Annotated in this window: 13 protein-coding genes; 2 read left to right on the forward strand and 11 right to left on the reverse strand. The window is 66.9% G+C overall.

Going from position 1 to position 16,402, the window contains the following annotated elements; all coding sequences use genetic code 11:
• Positions 1 to 113: 113 nt before the first annotated feature.
• From larC to GT590_RS06900, 3 genes are all read right to left on the reverse strand, one after another.
• On the reverse strand, positions 114 to 668 hold the full coding sequence (larC, locus tag GT590_RS06890; protein WP_009304666.1) for a nickel insertion protein: 555 nt from the start codon (positions 666 to 668) through the stop codon (positions 114 to 116).
• Positions 665 to 1,444, reverse strand: a complete 780-nt coding sequence (gene larB / locus GT590_RS06895; protein ID WP_009304667.1) for a nickel pincer cofactor biosynthesis protein LarB — start codon at positions 1,442 to 1,444, stop codon at positions 665 to 667. Before larB ends, larC begins: the two co-directional genes overlap by 4 nt.
• A 151-nt stretch (positions 1,445 to 1,595) precedes the next feature.
• Positions 1,596 to 2,603: an ABC transporter substrate-binding protein gene (locus GT590_RS06900; protein WP_015760471.1), complete on the reverse strand. Its 1,008-nt coding sequence runs from the start codon at positions 2,601 to 2,603 to the stop codon at positions 1,596 to 1,598.
• A gap of 521 nt (positions 2,604 to 3,124) precedes the next feature.
• Between GT590_RS06900 and GT590_RS06905 the strand changes: the two genes are divergently transcribed.
• A complete protein-coding gene (locus GT590_RS06905; RefSeq protein ID WP_227101219.1) occupies positions 3,125 to 4,054 on the forward strand; it encodes a phosphoribosyltransferase family protein in 930 nt (309 codons plus the stop codon).
• 176 nt (positions 4,055 to 4,230) lie between these two features.
• Here GT590_RS06905 and GT590_RS06910 read toward each other — a convergent pair whose 3' ends face one another.
• Positions 4,231 to 5,565: a glycosyltransferase family 2 protein gene (locus GT590_RS06910; protein ID WP_009304670.1), complete on the reverse strand. Its 1,335-nt coding sequence runs from the start codon at positions 5,563 to 5,565 to the stop codon at positions 4,231 to 4,233.
• Positions 5,566 to 5,929: 364 nt separating this feature from the next.
• Here GT590_RS06910 and ahcY point away from each other — a divergent pair, with 364 nt between their 5' ends.
• A complete protein-coding gene (ahcY, locus tag GT590_RS06915; protein ID WP_009304671.1) occupies positions 5,930 to 7,189 on the forward strand; it encodes an adenosylhomocysteinase in 1,260 nt (419 codons plus the stop codon).
• 483 nt (positions 7,190 to 7,672) lie between these two features.
• On the opposite strand, the gene GT590_RS06920 is transcribed toward ahcY, so the two are convergent.
• From GT590_RS06920 to GT590_RS06950, 7 genes are all read right to left on the reverse strand, one after another.
• A complete protein-coding gene (locus GT590_RS06920) occupies positions 7,673 to 8,845 on the reverse strand; it encodes an iron-containing alcohol dehydrogenase (protein ID WP_009304672.1) in 1,173 nt (390 codons plus the stop codon).
• Between the two features lie 99 nt (positions 8,846 to 8,944).
• Positions 8,945 to 9,619: a flavodoxin gene (locus GT590_RS06925; protein ID WP_009304673.1), complete on the reverse strand. Its 675-nt coding sequence runs from the start codon at positions 9,617 to 9,619 to the stop codon at positions 8,945 to 8,947.
• 82 nt (positions 9,620 to 9,701) lie between these two features.
• On the reverse strand, positions 9,702 to 11,111 hold the full coding sequence (locus GT590_RS06930) for a DUF362 domain-containing protein (RefSeq protein WP_227101221.1): 1,410 nt from the start codon (positions 11,109 to 11,111) through the stop codon (positions 9,702 to 9,704).
• A 124-nt stretch (positions 11,112 to 11,235) separates the two neighbouring features.
• Positions 11,236 to 11,997: a DmsC/YnfH family molybdoenzyme membrane anchor subunit gene (locus GT590_RS06935; RefSeq protein WP_227101223.1), complete on the reverse strand. Its 762-nt coding sequence runs from the start codon at positions 11,995 to 11,997 to the stop codon at positions 11,236 to 11,238.
• 72 nt (positions 11,998 to 12,069) lie between these two features.
• Positions 12,070 to 12,927 carry a molecular chaperone gene (locus GT590_RS06940; protein WP_009608360.1) on the reverse strand — a complete coding sequence of 286 codons (858 nt, stop codon included), beginning with the start codon at positions 12,925 to 12,927 and terminating at the stop codon, positions 12,070 to 12,072.
• Positions 12,924 to 13,499 carry a 4Fe-4S dicluster domain-containing protein gene (locus tag GT590_RS06945; protein ID WP_009304676.1) on the reverse strand — a complete coding sequence of 192 codons (576 nt, stop codon included), beginning with the start codon at positions 13,497 to 13,499 and terminating at the stop codon, positions 12,924 to 12,926. The genes GT590_RS06940 and GT590_RS06945 overlap by 4 nt, the downstream gene beginning before the upstream one ends.
• Positions 13,500 to 13,502: 3 nt before the next feature.
• Entirely contained in the window at positions 13,503 to 16,367 is a 2,865-nt protein-coding gene (locus tag GT590_RS06950) for a molybdopterin-dependent oxidoreductase (protein WP_009608341.1), read from the reverse strand.
• Positions 16,368 to 16,402 lie beyond the last annotated feature (35 nt).

Here is a 16,402-nt window from a genome sequence, read left to right on the forward strand (position 1 = left end):
CTCCCTCCAAATGCCGCGCGGATGTTTCACGTGAAACATTTGTTTGCTCGAACGAGTGTTTCACGTGAAACACTCTGACGAAGCGCTACGACGCGGAGCGGCGGAGCGGGTTGCTACGCGTCGTAGCGCTGCACGAAGTGGAGGATGACGGCGGCGCTCGTGGGGGTACAGCGCTCGCCTTCCAGCTTGCGATCGCACGTGGGGATGCCGCGGGCGATGATGGCGGCGGTGGCCGGCGCGGGGATGGGCAGCTCGCCGTGGGCGCATCGCACGGTGCCGCTGCCGGTCTGCACGCGGGTGGCCGCGATCTCGTCCGGGTCGAGCGCCTCCACGGCCAGGCAGATAGCGAGCACGTTGCGCAGCGCCTCGCCGTTGCCCACTTCGTGGAAGTGCGTCTCCTCCACCGCACAGCCGTGCGCCGTCGCCTCGGCCTCGGCGAGGATGCGGTAGACGGCGCGCATGTCGTCCTTCGCCCGCTCGCTCGCATCGAGCGCATCGATGGTGGCGTTCACCTCGCCCAGGTCGTGATGATGCCCGTCGGGCACGCCGGCCGCTTCGGCGGCCTCCAGCACCTGCGCGCGCCGCTCTTCGGGCAGTTGCAGCAACGCCTCGGCCAGCAGGTGCCGCCGCGTGGCGTTCTCTTCCAAGTTCCAAACCAACGTCGTCATGCCGTCCTCGCTTTCACATGGTTGATCATATGGGCCTGGTAGCCCGCGCCGAAGCCGTTGTCGATGTTGACGACGGACACGCCCGAGGCGCACGAGTTCAGCATGGCCAGCAGGGCCGCGACGCCGCCGAAGCTGGCGCCGTAGCCCACGCTCGTGGGCACGGCGATCACCGGGCACGACGCGAGACCGCCCACCACGCTGGCCAGCGCGCCCTCCATGCCCGCCACCGCCACCACGACGCTGGCCCGCGCGATGTCGTCGGCATGCGCCAGCAAGCGATGGATGCCGGCCACGCCCACGTCGTACAGGCGCACCGCTTCGTTGCCCAGCATCTCGGCCGTCACGGCGGCTTCCTCCGCCACCGGAAGGTCGCTCGTGCCGGCGGCGGCTATCACGATAGGCCCGTTGCCGTCGGGCTCGGGCGCCTCGCCCAGGATGCCGAGACGCGGTCCTTGGCGGTAAGCGAACGCGAGAGGGCACGCGCCTTCCAGGGCACGTTCGACCGCGGCGGCCTTCTCGGCGTCGAGCCGGGTGACCAGCACGCGCTCCTGCCCGTTCTCCACGAGCGCGCGGCACACGCCCGCTATCTGCTCGGCCGTCTTGCCCGCACCGTACACCACCTCCGACACGCCCTGGCGCATGCCGCGATGGTTGTCCACCGTCGCGTAGCCCAGCTCCGTGAACGGGGCGATGCGCAGCGCCTGCTCGGCCTCGTCGACGGCGGTCTCGCCCGCCGCGACGCGCTCGAGCAGCTCGCGCAGTTGTCGTTGCTCCATGTTCAACCTCCGTCATGATACCGATCGTCGACCATTGAACCACTTGGAGCGCACTCCAAGTCAAGCGCTTCTCCTTCCCCGTCATAAAGAAAGCCCCGGACGCACGATGTCGGCGTTCCAGGGCTTTCGAACGTTCGGGAGGATCTCGGCTCTAAGCAGCGACGTCTCCAGGCTGCACGGCGTTCTCGCCCGCGTTCACCTCGTCGCCGGCACCCGTGCCTTCGTCGGCAGGAGCAGCGTCCCCGTCAGCGTTCTCGCCTTCGCTCTCGTCTTTCGGCTCCTTCGAAGCAACGGTCGCGCCCGCGTCCGTGGACTTGGTGGCGCCGGCAGTCAGCGGCGTGGACGAAAGGTCGAGCGCGGTACCCAGCCACTTCGTCTCGATGACGCCGATGGTGCCGTTGCCGGTCAGCGTGGCGAGGGCTTCGGAGACCGCTTGCTTGAGATCGGTGTTCGCATCCGACACGCCCACGCCGTAGCCGCCCGCCTGCTGCATGAGCGCCACGATATGCACGTCGTCGCCCGCGCTGTGCGCCGCGTACGTCCCGATGATGGCATCGGCCGCCACGTACTGCACCTGGCCCGAGGCCAGCTCGGCGAACGCGCTCTTGAGGTCGTCGGTCGTGGAGAAGGTTGCCTTGTCGAATTCGTTCGTCACCGCCCAAGCGCTCTTCGACGACACCTGCGCGGCGATCTTCGTCTCGACGACGTTCGTGGGAACCTGCGTGTTGGACGGCGCGGAGAACAACGCCACGGCCGTAGGCAGGTACGCGTCAGACTTCCAGAACGAGGTGCTGCTGTCGGACTTGTCGATGCCCATGACGATGTCGACCGTTCCCTCTTTGAGGGCCGATTCGGCATCCGATCCCACGTTGACGACCTCAAGCTTCAGCCCGAAGCTGTCAGCCAGCGCCGCCGCCACGTCCACGTCGATGCCGACGATTTTGGACGAGGAGGAAGGCTGTCCCGCCAGGGGCTGGTTGTCGGTGTTCACACCGACGCGCAGCGTACCGTCCTTGCCGATGGTCGGCGAGGACAGCGTGGGCGTCTTCTCGGGGGGAGTGTAGCTCTGCTGCGATGAGCAGCCCGTCAGAACGACGAGCAGGGCCGCCATGCACGCGACCGCCATGCAGCAGGACGCGAGCGTTTTATAACGCTTCATAACCGGTGAGCCTCCATCTAGCTTGATGTTCATGCTGCCTCTTTCGACTGACCTAGTCTTTGCCCCCACACTCGCGCACTGGAACTCAGCTTGCGCCTTGCCCTCTCGCCCGTCGCAACCGGATGTCGCGATACTCAGGCGGTGCGGCTTACCTCTAGGATACGCCATGATCGTCGCGCGGAGACCGCGCGGCTTACGTGGGTCCTTTCGACCGCATCTGCCGTGGACTGAGGTTGAAAAACCCGCAACTACAGACTCGAAAGAAGCGTCACTCAGTGTACCAGATCATGAAAACACCTGAAAGCCGAGCCGCACAATCCGCGAGAAACGCGCGGACGCCGCCGAAAAGGCTCCAGGCGGGCACGCCGTCCGAACGCCGGACACGATGAGGGGACGCCGCTCCTTCGAGGCTCCGCGCGTCGAAAGGCCTGCAAGGCCCTGTGAAGCGCGCATGCTTTCGCGACGCCGGCCAGGCCTGCGGCGCACATGCGAGAAGCGCGCGAGAAACGAGGGGAAAGCGCGTGGAAACGACGCTGGATCGGCGTGGAATCCGCGCGAGAACGGCGGGTGCCGGACATGAGAGCGCCGTGTGCGGCGCGTGGAAGGCTCCGTGCTATCCTCGTAGGATGACGATCGCCCGCACAACCCTCGCCCTCGCCCCCGCACGCCCGACCGCACGGGAAGCAGGCGCATGCCCGCGCGTTCCCCGCCGCGAGCGTCTGCTGAGGACGGTGGGCCTCTACGGGCGCGGAGCCGCCGAGGCCATCGCCGAGACGCTGTGGCCCACGCGCTGCGCCGTATGCGACACCCCGGGCGAGGTGCTGTGCGCGCCTTGCAGCCTCAACCTGAGCCATATCGACTGGTGGCGCGCCTGCCCGCGCTGCGGCGCGCCGTTCGGCCGCGTGCAGTGCAGCGAGTGCAACGACGTGCTGATGAGCGTTGCCGGACGCGACGAGCCGCCCTTCGACGCCTGCGCGAGCGCCGTCGCCTTCGACGATGCCGCCGCCCGCATCGTGCGCACTTGGAAAGATGCCGGCGAGCGGCGATTGGCAGGCGCCATGGCGACGCTCATGGCGCCGATGGCGCCGCCCTCCTGGCTCGCCGACCATCCCTGCATCGTGCCGGTGCCCGCCACCGCCGCCGCCCGCAGACGGCGCGGCTTCGACCACGGCGAGGAGCTGGCTCAGGCGCTGGCCGACCGCCTGGGCCTCGCCGTCGCGCCCGTGCTCGCCCGCCCCCGCAGCCGCGACCAGCGCGCCCTCGCGCGCCGCGACAGATTGGCGAATATGGAAGGCCGCTTCATCCCGCTGCCCGGCGCAAGCGCCTTCCCCTCGGTCATCCTGGTCGACGACGTGTACACCACCGGCGCCACGCTGTTCGCCGCGACCGACGCCGTCCGCGTCGCCGGAGCCGCCACCGTCCGCTGCCTCACCTTCGCCCGCGTGTGGTAACCCCCCCCCGACTCGCAAGCACATCGGCGCCGTCGGAAGCCATCCTCGCCCGAAAAACACGCCTCATGCATCGAGGCGTGTTTTTCGGGCGAGGATGCAGACGTGCGCCAACCGGGCGCAAAAAAGCGACGGGCCCGGAGGCCCGCCGCTTTCGCATATCGACTTGACACCGCGTGCTACATGGTGCGCTCACGCTGCTTTTGGGGCGCGGCGCTTGCCGCGTCGGAAAGCTCGGCCACGTCCACCGAGATGCTGTGCTTGATGGGCTTCCAGTTGCACTTCTTCACGAGCGCGACCAGCGCGATGGGGATATAGGTCATCATGAACACGGGGAACGTGAACATGTACAGAACCTTCTTGCCCGTGGTGGAGCGGATGGAGTCCCATTCCACGAACGTGGTCAGCACGCCGAACATGAACATGAAGATGAAGTAGTTCAGCAGGCAGAACAGGATGGACGACAGCGAGGAGGCAACCATGATGCCCGTGGACATGGCTCCGGTGAGGCTGAGGAACACGATGATGGCGTTGAACAGCACCGACACGATGGTAAGCAGCATGCCCGGCGCGATGGTCATGAGCATGTCGTAGCAAGCGAAGCGCGCGCCCTTGGGGTTCACGGCGATGCCTTTCGCCAGGCGGGCACCGTAGTGCCAGAACACCTGGTAGAAGCCCTTCGCCCAGCGGAAGCGCTGGTTCCACGAGTCGCGGAACGTGATGGGCTGCTCATCGTAGAGGATGGCCGTGGGCGTGTAGCTGATGCGCGTGCCCTCGAGAATGCTGTTCGCAGAGAACTCGATGTCCTCGGTGAGCAGGTGCCACTTCCAACCGCCGTTCTTCTCGATGATGTCGGCGGCTATGAAGAAGCCCGTGCCCGACACGGCGCAACTGGTGTTCAGCGTGAGACGCGCCTGGTTCAGGAACTTCGCCTCGCGCAGGAACCACACGGCGTAGCCCGCGGATATCCAGTTGGAGTCGTAGTTCTTGGAGTTTCGATAGCTGGTCGAGGCCTTCGCTCCGTTGTCGAAGGTCTTGTTCATCTCGCGGAAGTAGTTCACATCCAGCACGTTGTCGGCGTCGAACACGAAGTACGCCTCGTAGCCCTTGTCGGCGTAGCGCTCGCGAATGCACTGGAAGCCGTAGTCGAGCGCGTAGCCCTTGCCAACTTCCTTGTCGTTGCTGCGGGGAAAGACGATGGCGCCTGCCTCGCGGGCCACGCGCGCGGTGTCGTCCGTGCAGTTGTCGGCGATAACGAACACGTCGATGAGCTCGGACGGATAGTTCTGCACCTTGATGGAGTGGATGAGGTCGCCGATGACGGCGCTCTCGTTGCGAGCCGAGATGACCGCGGCGAACTTGTGGTTCTTCTTCGCCGTGAGCTCCTTGGGCTTGCGCGTCAGCACCACGAACACGTAGTAGAGCTGATACGTGTAGCAGATCGTGAACGTGAGAAACACGCAGAAGTTGAATATGTCAACGAACGAGATCTGCGAAAAAAACTGGTCCAGCACCTTTGCTCCTTTGTCGGGCCGCGAACGCTCCTTGCGGCCGTGCCATCGCGCACCCGTCCTGCGGGTCGCGCTCCGCCCCCCTGGTGTTGTTCGGTTTCGTCTGAGGGTTGTGCGGAACGCCGCCTGTTCGCCGCTGCGGCGCTCTGGCTGTAACGCGTTCCAAGCTGGACAGATTATAGCGGGTGAGCAGCCGTTCGGGGCAACAACGAGTCCGTTCGTTACCGTTTCTTCCGAATTCGAGGTCATAAATCACCGGTATTCACAAAGGTTCTGCATACGAACTTCATAACTAGGTCGGTTCGGCTATGATAATCTGAGAGATCGAGAATCGCACGTTCCCTTATATGTCAATGGAGGCATACCCTTGAACCACGATATCAAAGACATCGCCCTGGCCGACGAGGGCCTCGCCCGCATCCTGTGGGCGGACCGCGACATGCCCGTGCTGGCGTCCATCCGCGAGCGCTTCGAGCGCGAGAAGCCCTTGGACGGCGTGCGCATCGGCGCCTGCATGCACGTGACCACCGAGACGGCGAACCTCATGCGCGCGCTCTCGGCCTCCGGCGCGAAGGTGACGCTGTGCGCCTCCAACCCGCTGTCCACCCAGGACGACACGGCCGCCTCTCTCGTGCGCGACTTCGGCATCGACGTGTTCGCCATCGCCGGCGAGGACGCCGACACCTACAACCGCCACATCGAGGCCGTCATCGCCTGCGACCCGCAGATCGTCATGGACGACGGCGCCGACCTCGACACCGCGCTGCACACCAAGTTCACCGACAAGCTGGCGCACGTGGTGGGCGGCACCGAGGAGACCACGACGGGCGTCGTGCGCCTCATGTCCATGGCCGCCGAGGGGACGCTCGCCTACCCCGTGTTCAACATCAACGACGCGAACACGAAGCACTGCTTCGACAACCACTACGGCACGGGCCAGTCCACGCTCGACGGCATCGTGCGCGCCACGAACCGCCTCCTGTGCGGCCGCACCATCGTGATCTCGGGCTACGGCTACTGCGGCAGCGGCCTGGCCCTGCGCGCGAAGGGCATGGGCATGCGCGTCATCGTGTGCGAGGTCGACCCGCTCAAGGCGCTCGAGGCGCACATGGAGGGCTACGAGGTGATGCCCGCGGCCGAGGCGGCGCGCTTCGCCGACGTGTGGGTGACCGTGACCGGCAACTGCAAGGTGGTGGACGGCCCGGCGTTCGAGAACATGAAGGACGGCGCCATCGTGTGCAACTCCGGCCACTTCGACTCCGAGATCAACCTTGAGTGGCTGGAAGACCACGCCACGAAGAAAGAGGAGATCAAGCCGCTGGTGGAAGAGTACACGCTGCCGGACGGCCGCACGGTGATCGTGCTGGCGCAGGGCCGCCTCGTGAACCTGTCGTGCGCCGAGGGTCACCCCGCGTCCGTGATGGACATGAGCTTCGCGAACCAGGCGCTGGCCGCCGAGTACCTGTACCTCCACGCCGGCGAGCTGGAGAACAAGGTGTACGACGTGCCCGCCGCCATCGATACGCACGTGGCGCGCGTGAAGCTGGAAACGCTGGGCATCGAGATCGACACGCTCACCGAGGAGCAGATCAAGTACATGAGCTCCTGGAACTTCGAGACGCTGTAGGATCAGACGAGGGATCGCCCTTTCCTGCAGGTAAAGAACCCGGTGCATGACGCATCGGGTTCTTTTTTTACCTGATCGCCAACGTCGGCTCGGCGCCTCATGACGAAGCTACGACGCCAACCCGCGCCTCGCCAAGAGAGCCCGCTCGTTTTGCAGCAGGCCCTCCACAAGATAGGCTGCCGCGCACGAACGCCCTCGCACGGATGTGTCTCGGAGCAGCGTCGTCGCGCGCCGATCCCACCCCGAACGCTATCGCGAAATCCTGGTAAGTTCCCGTCGATATTGCTATCCTCATTTGCGGATAAACAGGAGGGACAATCGTTCGACCTGGGGTTTCTTGATCGAGACGAGCAGCTCGGCCGACTCGAGACGCGGAAAAGCTCGCATATCGACGCGAACTTGCCCTTTTTCCCGCGCGCCCCCTGGAGCCGGCCTCCTTCGCGCCCCGCATGGGGACTTCCCCACGTGGGACGCGAGTCGCCCCTAAAGGCACATGCGGTAGATGCGCTCCACGTCTTCCGCGCCCAGGCTGCGCAGGCCCGGGATCCGACCGCCGCCGCAAGCGTGGCGCGCCATATCCTGGAAATGCGCCTCGTCGATGCCGAGCTCGGTCAGGGTTCCCTCAAGCCCCAGCGTCTCGGAGGCGAAGGAGCTCACGCGCTCGATCGCCCTGCGAGCGCCTTCTTCAGGCGAAAGACCCTCTTCCACCCCGAACACCGCAATGCCCAGACGATAGATGGCGGACGCGGTCCCGTCGTCCAAGATGTACTCGAGCCAGCGCGGGGCAAGGATGGCCAGGCCATGACCGTGCGTGATGTCGTAGTAGGCGGACAGCTCGTGCTCCATCATATGGCACGCACACCCGTGCACCGTCCCCGCATCGAGCACCGTGTTGAGCGCCATGGACGATGCCCACATCAGGTTCGCACGCGCCTCGTAGTTCTGAGGCTCCTCCAACGCCACCGGGGTCCACTTCACCACCGTGCGCATGACGGCCTCCTGCATCTCCAGGACCAGGTCGAAGGTGGCATCGCCGGCAAGGTAGTAATTGTCCAGCACGTGGTTGAAGATGTCGAACGCGCCGCACGCGGTTTGGTACGCCGGCAGGGTGTAGCTGTGCTCGGGGTTCTCGAAGGCCACGCGGGGGATCAGCGCGCTTCCGCCCAGGCCGATCTTCTGGTTGACGTCCATGTTCGAGATGACGCTCCAAGCATCCATCTCGGAACCGGTTGCAGCGTTGGTGAGCACGACCGCCACGGGCAGGGCATCGGTCACCCATGCGCCGCCCGCGACCAGGGGCCATACGTCGCCGTCCGCGGTCTTGGCCGCCGCGGCGACGCCCTTCGCGCAGTCGATGGCGGACCCGCCGCCCACGGCCAGGACCACGTCGATGCCGTTCTGCCTGCAGATGGCGGCGCCCCTGTTCGCGGTGGTATGGCGCGGGTTGGGCTCGACGCCTGCCAGCTCGAACAGTTCCATGCCGGCGCCTTCCAGAAGGCCGCGCACCTCGTCGTACAGGCCGCTCTTCTTGATGGAGCCGCCACCGTAGACCATCAGCACCTTCGTGCCGAAGGCCGCGAGCTCTTCAGGAAGGTGCTCCAGCTGGTTCTTTCCGAAGTACACCTTGGCAGGGTTGTGGAAGATGAAGTCGTTCATAGTGTTGCCTCTTTCCTATCCTCTTGCTTTCCTTCTTGCCTTCTTGCACGGGCTGCCCGGCAGACGGCCCGAACCGGCCACCGTTCAGCCGAAGCTCCCTTACGCAAGCCCCAAGCCCTCGATCCAGGGCGCCACCTGATCGAGCGCATCGGGAAGGGCGCTCCTTTCGACGGTCAGGCCGTCCAGCAGGTTCGCACCGGGACACAGATCGCGGATATCGGCCAAGGCGCCGTCGATGCCGCTGCCGCCGCTCGTGCAGAACGGCGCGACCGCCTTGCCCGCCAGGTCGTGCTGCAGCAGAAACGAGCGCATCACATGCGGCAACCGCCCCCACCAGATGGGATTGCCCAGGTAGACCGCATCGTAGGCATCCCAATCCGGCACCGCGGCCGCGATCGGCGGCAGGTAGCCCTCGTCTTGTTCGCGCCGCACCTGGGAAGTCATGGCATCGTAATCGTCGGGATAGGCGTCGGTCGTCTCGATGCGGAACAGGTCGGCACCCGTCGCCTCCGCGATGCGCTCGGCGACGGAAAACGTGTTGCCCGAGTACGAGAACACCGCCACGAGCGCCCGCCCGCCGTGGGCCGCGGGCTCGGGCTCGGACGCAACGGACTCGGCCGGTCCGCCCTCCTCGTCCGGCGCGGGCGCTTCGTTTTCCTCAACCTGCTCCTCTGCCGCAACGCATCCGGCGAGCATGCCGCCGCCGAGCACCGCCATGCCGAAGCCGAACGACCCCATGACGAAGGTGCGCCGGTCCAATTCGCTTTGTCTCATGCTGACTCTCCTCTCGCTTCCGTCCTTCGAGTCTACGTCCTGGAGCTGATTCCAAGTCAAATGGAAATCATGTGCAGAGCGATCAACGCAGAATGCGGACGAGCTCGATGCCCTCCGACTCGCCGCGGTCGCGGCTGTACAGGCGCTCCACGGAATTGTTCCAGTGCTCGTGCACGCCGAGGCTCTCCACCGGGTTCCCTGCGCCGTCGCGGTACGCGGCTCCCGACGGCGGTGCAGATGCCAACGCGGCTTCGTGCAGGTAGTTCTCCACGCCCAGGTTGCCCTCGAGCGCGGCGTTGCGGCTGACGACCGCCGGCTGGTTGATGAGGAAGTCGGCGCCCACCGAGTCGATGGCCACCGGATCCTGCGACAGGAAGATGCTGGCCGCGAACCCGCCGTCGAAGGGCGCGCCCTCCCACTGCGCCGCCTCGCGCGTGACCGACGCGCCTTCCGAGGTTGCCGGCACCAAGCCGTCCAGCATCCACAGCATCGTCTTGCCGCCCAGCAGACGGTTGGCGAACAGGTCGACGAGCACGGTGTACATGCCCATGGCCTGGCCGGACACGTAGCGGTGGATGCCGGCGGCCTCGGGCGGTCGCAGGCGGCTGGAGTTGACCAGCGAGCCGAAGTGGTTCTTCCCGCACAGCGTGAGGCCGTAGCTGTGCCCCTTGAGGCTTGCGAGGTTGATCAGGTAGTCGGCCTCCGACACGCAGGCGGGCACCACGTTCGCCGCGCCCGCCACGTCGGCCGACCAGACGACGGGCGCGCTCTCGTCGCCTGCGGCGTCGTTCGGGCCGCCCTCGTCGTAGTAGCGGAAGCGCACGCCGGCAAGCGCGCCCTCCGAGCAGAGCTCCATCATATGCGCCGGGAAGATGCGGCACGCGTCGTACACCGCGATGTCGCCCGCCGCTACGCCCGCGTCCTCCACGAGCGACAGCAGCAGCGCACGCAAAAGAACCGGCGTCGTATAGCTCATGGCGCTGTCCTCGTCCGCGCCGAACGTGCCCGCGCCGTTCATGTTCGCCTTGACGGCGATCCGCTGGCCCGCCCGATAGCCGCCCGCGCGCCCGGCGCGCGCGTTGTGCGCCTCGAACAGCACGCGCCATCCGGCCGCCGCATCGTCCGCGCCCGCCGCCGCAGCCACGCCGTCGTCCACCATGCGCCGGACCGCGTCCTCGTCGAAATGCTCGCGCTGCCACCAGTAGCCCGACCCGTCCCAGGTCACGGCCGCCGCGTCGCGCACCCAGGCCACGCGCCCCGGCCTTGCGCCCACGCCGCGGCCACAAGGCTCGTGCGGCGGGAATACGGAGTCGTACGGCTGCGGCTCGGAGGAGGAGGCGGGGGCAGGTTCGAGCATCGGCGAGGGCTCGACGGGCGCTGACCCTACCGCCGGCTCCGCGCCTTCCCCGCCCGCGCATCCGCCCAGCATCCCGCCCGTCAACGCCGCCGCGCCTATCGCGGCCGCACCCATGACGAACGTGCGCCTATCCATACGCGCCTCCTCCATCGCAGCTCCCTTCGTCAACGTTTCTCTGATGTCGTGCCGATCCTGCCGATCGAAAACGCTTCGTAAAGCGGCCTGAAAGGGAACCATCCCCTTTCAGGCCGTCGCCTCCCTACAAAACGCTCGCGGCATAGAACGCGTAGCGGGCTACAGCAACGCCGGCGAAGGCGCAGACGAAGGCGAGCACGGGGGCAACCGCGCCGGGCAGCCTGCCCTTCCAAGCCAGCAGGCCGAAGGCCGCGCCCGCCGCCGCCAGCACGACGGCGGCCGCGAACGGCAGCGCGTCGTGGCCGAGCCCCGCGAAGTGCGCGGCTGTCAGCGCGATCGACGCCACGACCAGCGCGCCGAGCGCGGCGAAGGCCGCGGCGAACGCGTCCGAGCGGTACGCGCCCTCGCGCATCAGAGCCCACAGCGCGGAGCCCATGGCAAGATCGCCCAGCACGAACAGCGGCAGCGTCTGCCACGCAGCCCAGGCGGGGTTGCCGTAGCTCGTGAAGTACACCCATCCCATGATACACATGAGGGCGCCCGCTGCCACGGCGGCCACGACGCGCACAGCGCGCGGGCTGGCGCCTCGGCGCAGCAGCAAAACGAAATCGACCAGCATCAGCGCCCCGAATGCGATGGACCAGTACGCCTCCTCGGCGATCATCGACGAAGGGTTGCTCATCGCCAGCAGGAAGCGCTCGGGGCGCCCGAGGTGCCCGAGCACGCCCAGCAGCCCGACGCCCAAGAGCGCGAGGCATACGAGCGGGAACAGCCACGGCCGCTTCGGCTTGCGATCAACATCCGGAAATATCGCCGCCGCCACGTACGCACCGGCCGCCAGCCCGCCCAGCGTCGTGAACAAGAACAAGGGAAACTCAGAGATCATCGTCATCATCCGTCCTCACTTGGATCCAGGCGCGGCGAACGACCCGCCGCGCCGACTCTTCCTGCCAGGGCTTCAGCCCTCGCATGCCGCCAGCTCGTAGTCCTCGATGCCGAAGGGACGCGTCTGCTCGAGCGCCGCCAGAGCCTCCTCGACGGCGGCGAACGCCTGCGCCTCGGGCGATCCGGCGACCGCTCCCAGCGCTTCGAACTTTTCGCCCGACGCCGAAACCTCCTCGGTCCACAGCGCCGACTCGGCCAAGAACGTCGCATCAAGGGCGACGAACGCGGCCAGCGCCTCGGCCGCTTGCGGGTAGAGCACCGCCGTCGCAGAGCGGCGCAGGCCCTTCGCGTACTCTCCCAGCCACGCTGTCATATGCTCGACGACGAAGGACTGCTGCGCGCGCAGCCCGGCCGCCAGCTCGCGCACGTCGCCCGCGATCAGCTGCGCGAGCGAGAACCGCGCCTCGCGCGCCATGAACGCGCATTCGAGCGCCACGTGGTCGTCGGGCACGCGCTGCAACTTCCGAGGCTGCACGCCGCGCGCCCGATACGCGGCGCGCACGGCCAGGGTGCCCTCCTGGAACACGGTCGGCTCGCCCGAGCGGTGCGGCGCCTCCCACGGTAGCGCCGGCAGCGCACCGGGGCCTACCAGCACGCGCACGTGCTCGTCGCGCGCCGCCTCCAGCAGGGTGGCGCGCCCCTCCGCAGCGGCCAAATCGGACAGGAAGCGCCCGAAGCCGCGCATGGTCTCGTCGTCCTCCGCGTACTCGTCCACCGCGTCGGCCGTCGCCCCGCCCAGCAGGGCCTCGAGCACCGCCGCGTCCGGAGCCGCGCCGAACAGCTTGTGGAACAGCGCGTACAAGCGCGCGCGGGCGAGCAGCAGGGCCTCGAGCGCGACGGACTCGCCCGTCGGGTCGGTCGGCGCGCTCACAGCACGACCTCGTTGAAGTCGCTGCGCTGCGCCTCGGGCGACGCGTGCAGCAGCAGGTTCGGCCGCGTGGTCGCCGCCGACGGCAGCACCGGCAGCTCGCTCACGGCGTCGCCGTGCTTCGCTCGCAGCTCGTCCACGTCGCCGAACTCGATGGCGCGCATGGGGCACGCGTCTGCACACACCGGGTTGCGGCCGTCCTCGCGCAGCGCCTTGCAGGCGTCGCATTTCACGATCATGTTCTCGTCCTCGTCGAACTGCGGCGCGCCGTAGGGGCACGTGATCATGCAGTTGCGGCATACGACGCAGCGGTCGTCGATATGCTGAACCGTGCCGTCGTCGGACTTGAACATGGCGCCGGTGGGACACCCCGCAACGCAGGCCGGATCGTCGCAGTGGTTGCACGACACCGTCAGATGGAACATGCCCACCTCCGGGTACGTCCCGCATTCGAAGCTTCCCACGCGCCGGGTGCGAGGGCCCGCCGCTTGCAGGTTGTGGCGGTCCTTGCACGCCACCTGGCAGGTTCGGCAGCCGATGCAGCGCTGCACGTCAACGTAGAATCCCAAGCTCATGGTTTAAGCCTCCTTGCCTTCGTACATGCCTTCGGCGACGTAGGCGGGCGTTCCTTCGGCGTCGATGCCGGCAGCCAGGAACGGGCCGCGGTCGCAGTCTTCCACCAGCGCCTCGCCGTCGTACTTCTCGATCTCGATGAGCAGGCTGTTGTACCCGTCCACCTGGGGGAAGTAGTTCGACTGCTGCCCGTCGGACAGCATCTGCTCCGACCCGCCGCGGTCGACGATGCTGTCGGGGTCGCTCTCGTCGAACAGCGAGCGCACGCCGTGCGGGATGCCGACGGTGCCCGGCATCATCCCCTGCAGCGGCTGGGCGATGCGCAGCATGCGGCCGAAGTCGTTGTAGCACACCACTGTGTCGCCCGCCTTTATGCCGCGCTCCTCGGCGTCCTGCGCGTTCATGAACACCGGGTTCCTGAACGCCTCCTGCGTCCACGTCATGTTGTCGTAGCAGGTGTGCGCGCGGCGCATGTAGTGCGGCGTGTACGCTTGCAGCGGGTAGGCGCCCTTCACCTTGGCGTCCCAGTCGGCGAACGTGTCCTGGTAGCCGCGGTTGGGCACGAAGTAGTTCGCGTAAGGCTTGATGGGCTCGGAGTTGAGCCCCGTGCGGTTCACGTTGTCGGCTTTGAACTGGCAGTATATCTCCAGCTTGCCCGAACGCGACGGGCGCGGCCACGCGGTGTCTGCCACGACCACCTCGCCGTTCTCGCCGATGCCCAGCTTGTCGTCGCGGTAGCCGACGTAGTTGCGCCTGTCGTCGGGAGAGCGGCGCGCCACGTACGAGCCGTCAGCCATGAACTGGTCGAACGATATCTTGCCGTGCTGCTCCGGATAGTTCGCGTGGTGCTTCCGGTTGTCATCGGCCGTCCAGGTGATCACCGGCTCCCAGCGGGAGAGGTCTTCGGAAAGCTCGCGCATCCCCAGGAAGTAGCCCAGCCACTGGTCGTAGTTGCTCTTGGGGTAGGCGTCGTCCGCGTCGAAGCCCATGCGCTCGATGATGTCGCGGCAAATGCGTTTCTCCTCGCGCGCCTCGTACATCGGCTTCACCAGCGGGCGCCAGGCAACAAGCGCGTCCTTGCGCTGCTTCTGCCCGTTGCCGTCGCCGAAGGGGCTCGGCCAGCAGAGCTCGCCCCACTCCTCGTCGTCGTTGCCTTCCCAGTGGGTGGCCACCGGCAGGATGATGTCGGCGAAGGAGGCGGTCAGCGAGTACTTGATCTCCAGCGAGATGCAGGTGTCGGCGGCGCGCATCACCTTGATGGCGGTGGGCAGGTTGCCGCGCGTCTGCATAAAGTTCGAGTTGGTAGCGAACATGAGGCGCGGGTTGACCGGCATCTCGCGCGCCGCGTGATAGGTGGGCGTGTTCGCGCGCAGCTTGGCGGGGTCGTCGCCCGATCCTAGGTCGTAAGGGCCCTCGGACGAGGACAGGTACTTCCCCTCTGCCAACGAGCTCCACCACGAGTTGCCTTCGATACAGCGGTTGGGGCCGGTCGCTCCCGGCGAGCCCACCAGGTTGTCGATGTAGGCGTACTCGCCGCCCGCATGCTGGATGAGGCGGTAGCCCGAATCGCCGGCGTCCCACGTGTAGATGGCGGCCGAGCCGTGACCCGACTTGCCGTAATGGCCGCCCAGCGCCGACACGGTCATGAACGCCTGCGGCAGATTCTCGGCGCCCAGGTAGCGGGAGGCCGCGTAGCTATGGAAGAAGATCACCTTGTTGTCCTTGGCGGCCAGTTCGGCGTACCACGTGATGTCCTCCACCGGCGTGCCGCAGATCTCGCTCGCCCATTCCGGGGTTTTCGGCGTGCCGTCGTAGGCGCCCAGGATGTAGTCGCGGTAGTTCTCGTCAGTCGCCGCGTCCTCCGGCATGGTCTCGGGCGTGAAGCCCACCGTGCGCTCGTTCACGAAGTCCCAGTCGATGACGTCGCCGCGCTCCTCGTCCAGGCGGATCATCTCGTAGATCACGGCCAGCAAAAACGCCGTATCGGTGCCCGGCCGCACGCGGATCCAGCGCGCGCCCAGCTGCGCGGCGGTCACGTTGTAGCTGGGGCCCACGTACACGAACCCGGTGCCGGATTCCTTGGCGTTGTTCAGCCAGTACATGCTGGAGTGCTGCGCCCAGGCGGGGTTGCAGCCGTACAGCACGATGGTGTCGGCGTTCGGCAGGTCGTACTTGTCGGGGCCCATCATGATATCGGGGTGATCGCCCCAGGAGTACAGGCCCAGCGCCTCGGTCTGGAAGGCCCAGCAGCCGAACGACTCGGTCTCGGTGTTGTACACCGCGCCGCCGATGACGGGGAACATGGCCGAGCCGGGCGCCCAGCGCCAGCCGTTGCAGATGACGGCGTCCTGGCCGTACTCGGCGTAGACGCGCTTGAGTTCGCCTACCACCAAATCGAGCGCCTCGTCCCAGCCGATGCGCTCCCACTCGTCCTTGCCGCGCAGCTCGCCGTGGGCGTTTTCGCCGCCGCCCGGCTGCCAGCTCTTGCGCTTCATGGGGTACTTGATGCGGTCGGCGTTGTACACCTGCTGGCGCAGGGACCGCCCGCGCAGGCAGCCGCGCTGCTGCGGGCAGTCGAAGCTGTCCTCGCGGGCGTCGTCGGTCTTCTGGCGGACGACCACGCCGTCCACCACGTAGCCCATGTTCAGGCACATCTGGTTGCAGTTCTGGTGGCAGTGAATGGGCATCCACTCGCCCGCATCAGCTAGGATACTGGTATCGGACGCCACGACGTGCGCGACGTCCGATCCGGCATCCTGCGCGGTGCCCGTCGAGCAGCCGGACAGCCCGAACGCCGCCGTCGCCGCTGCGGCCGCCGCCGTCCCCTTCAGGAAATCACGTCGCTTCAGGCTTTTGTCGAGCAGGGACATATGCTCCCCTTTCTCCTTGAGTTGCACGGTTTCTC

The sequence above is a fragment of the Eggerthella sp. BIOML-A1 genome (assembly GCF_009875595.1).
Taxonomy (GTDB): domain Bacteria; phylum Actinomycetota; class Coriobacteriia; order Coriobacteriales; family Eggerthellaceae; genus Eggerthella; species Eggerthella lenta.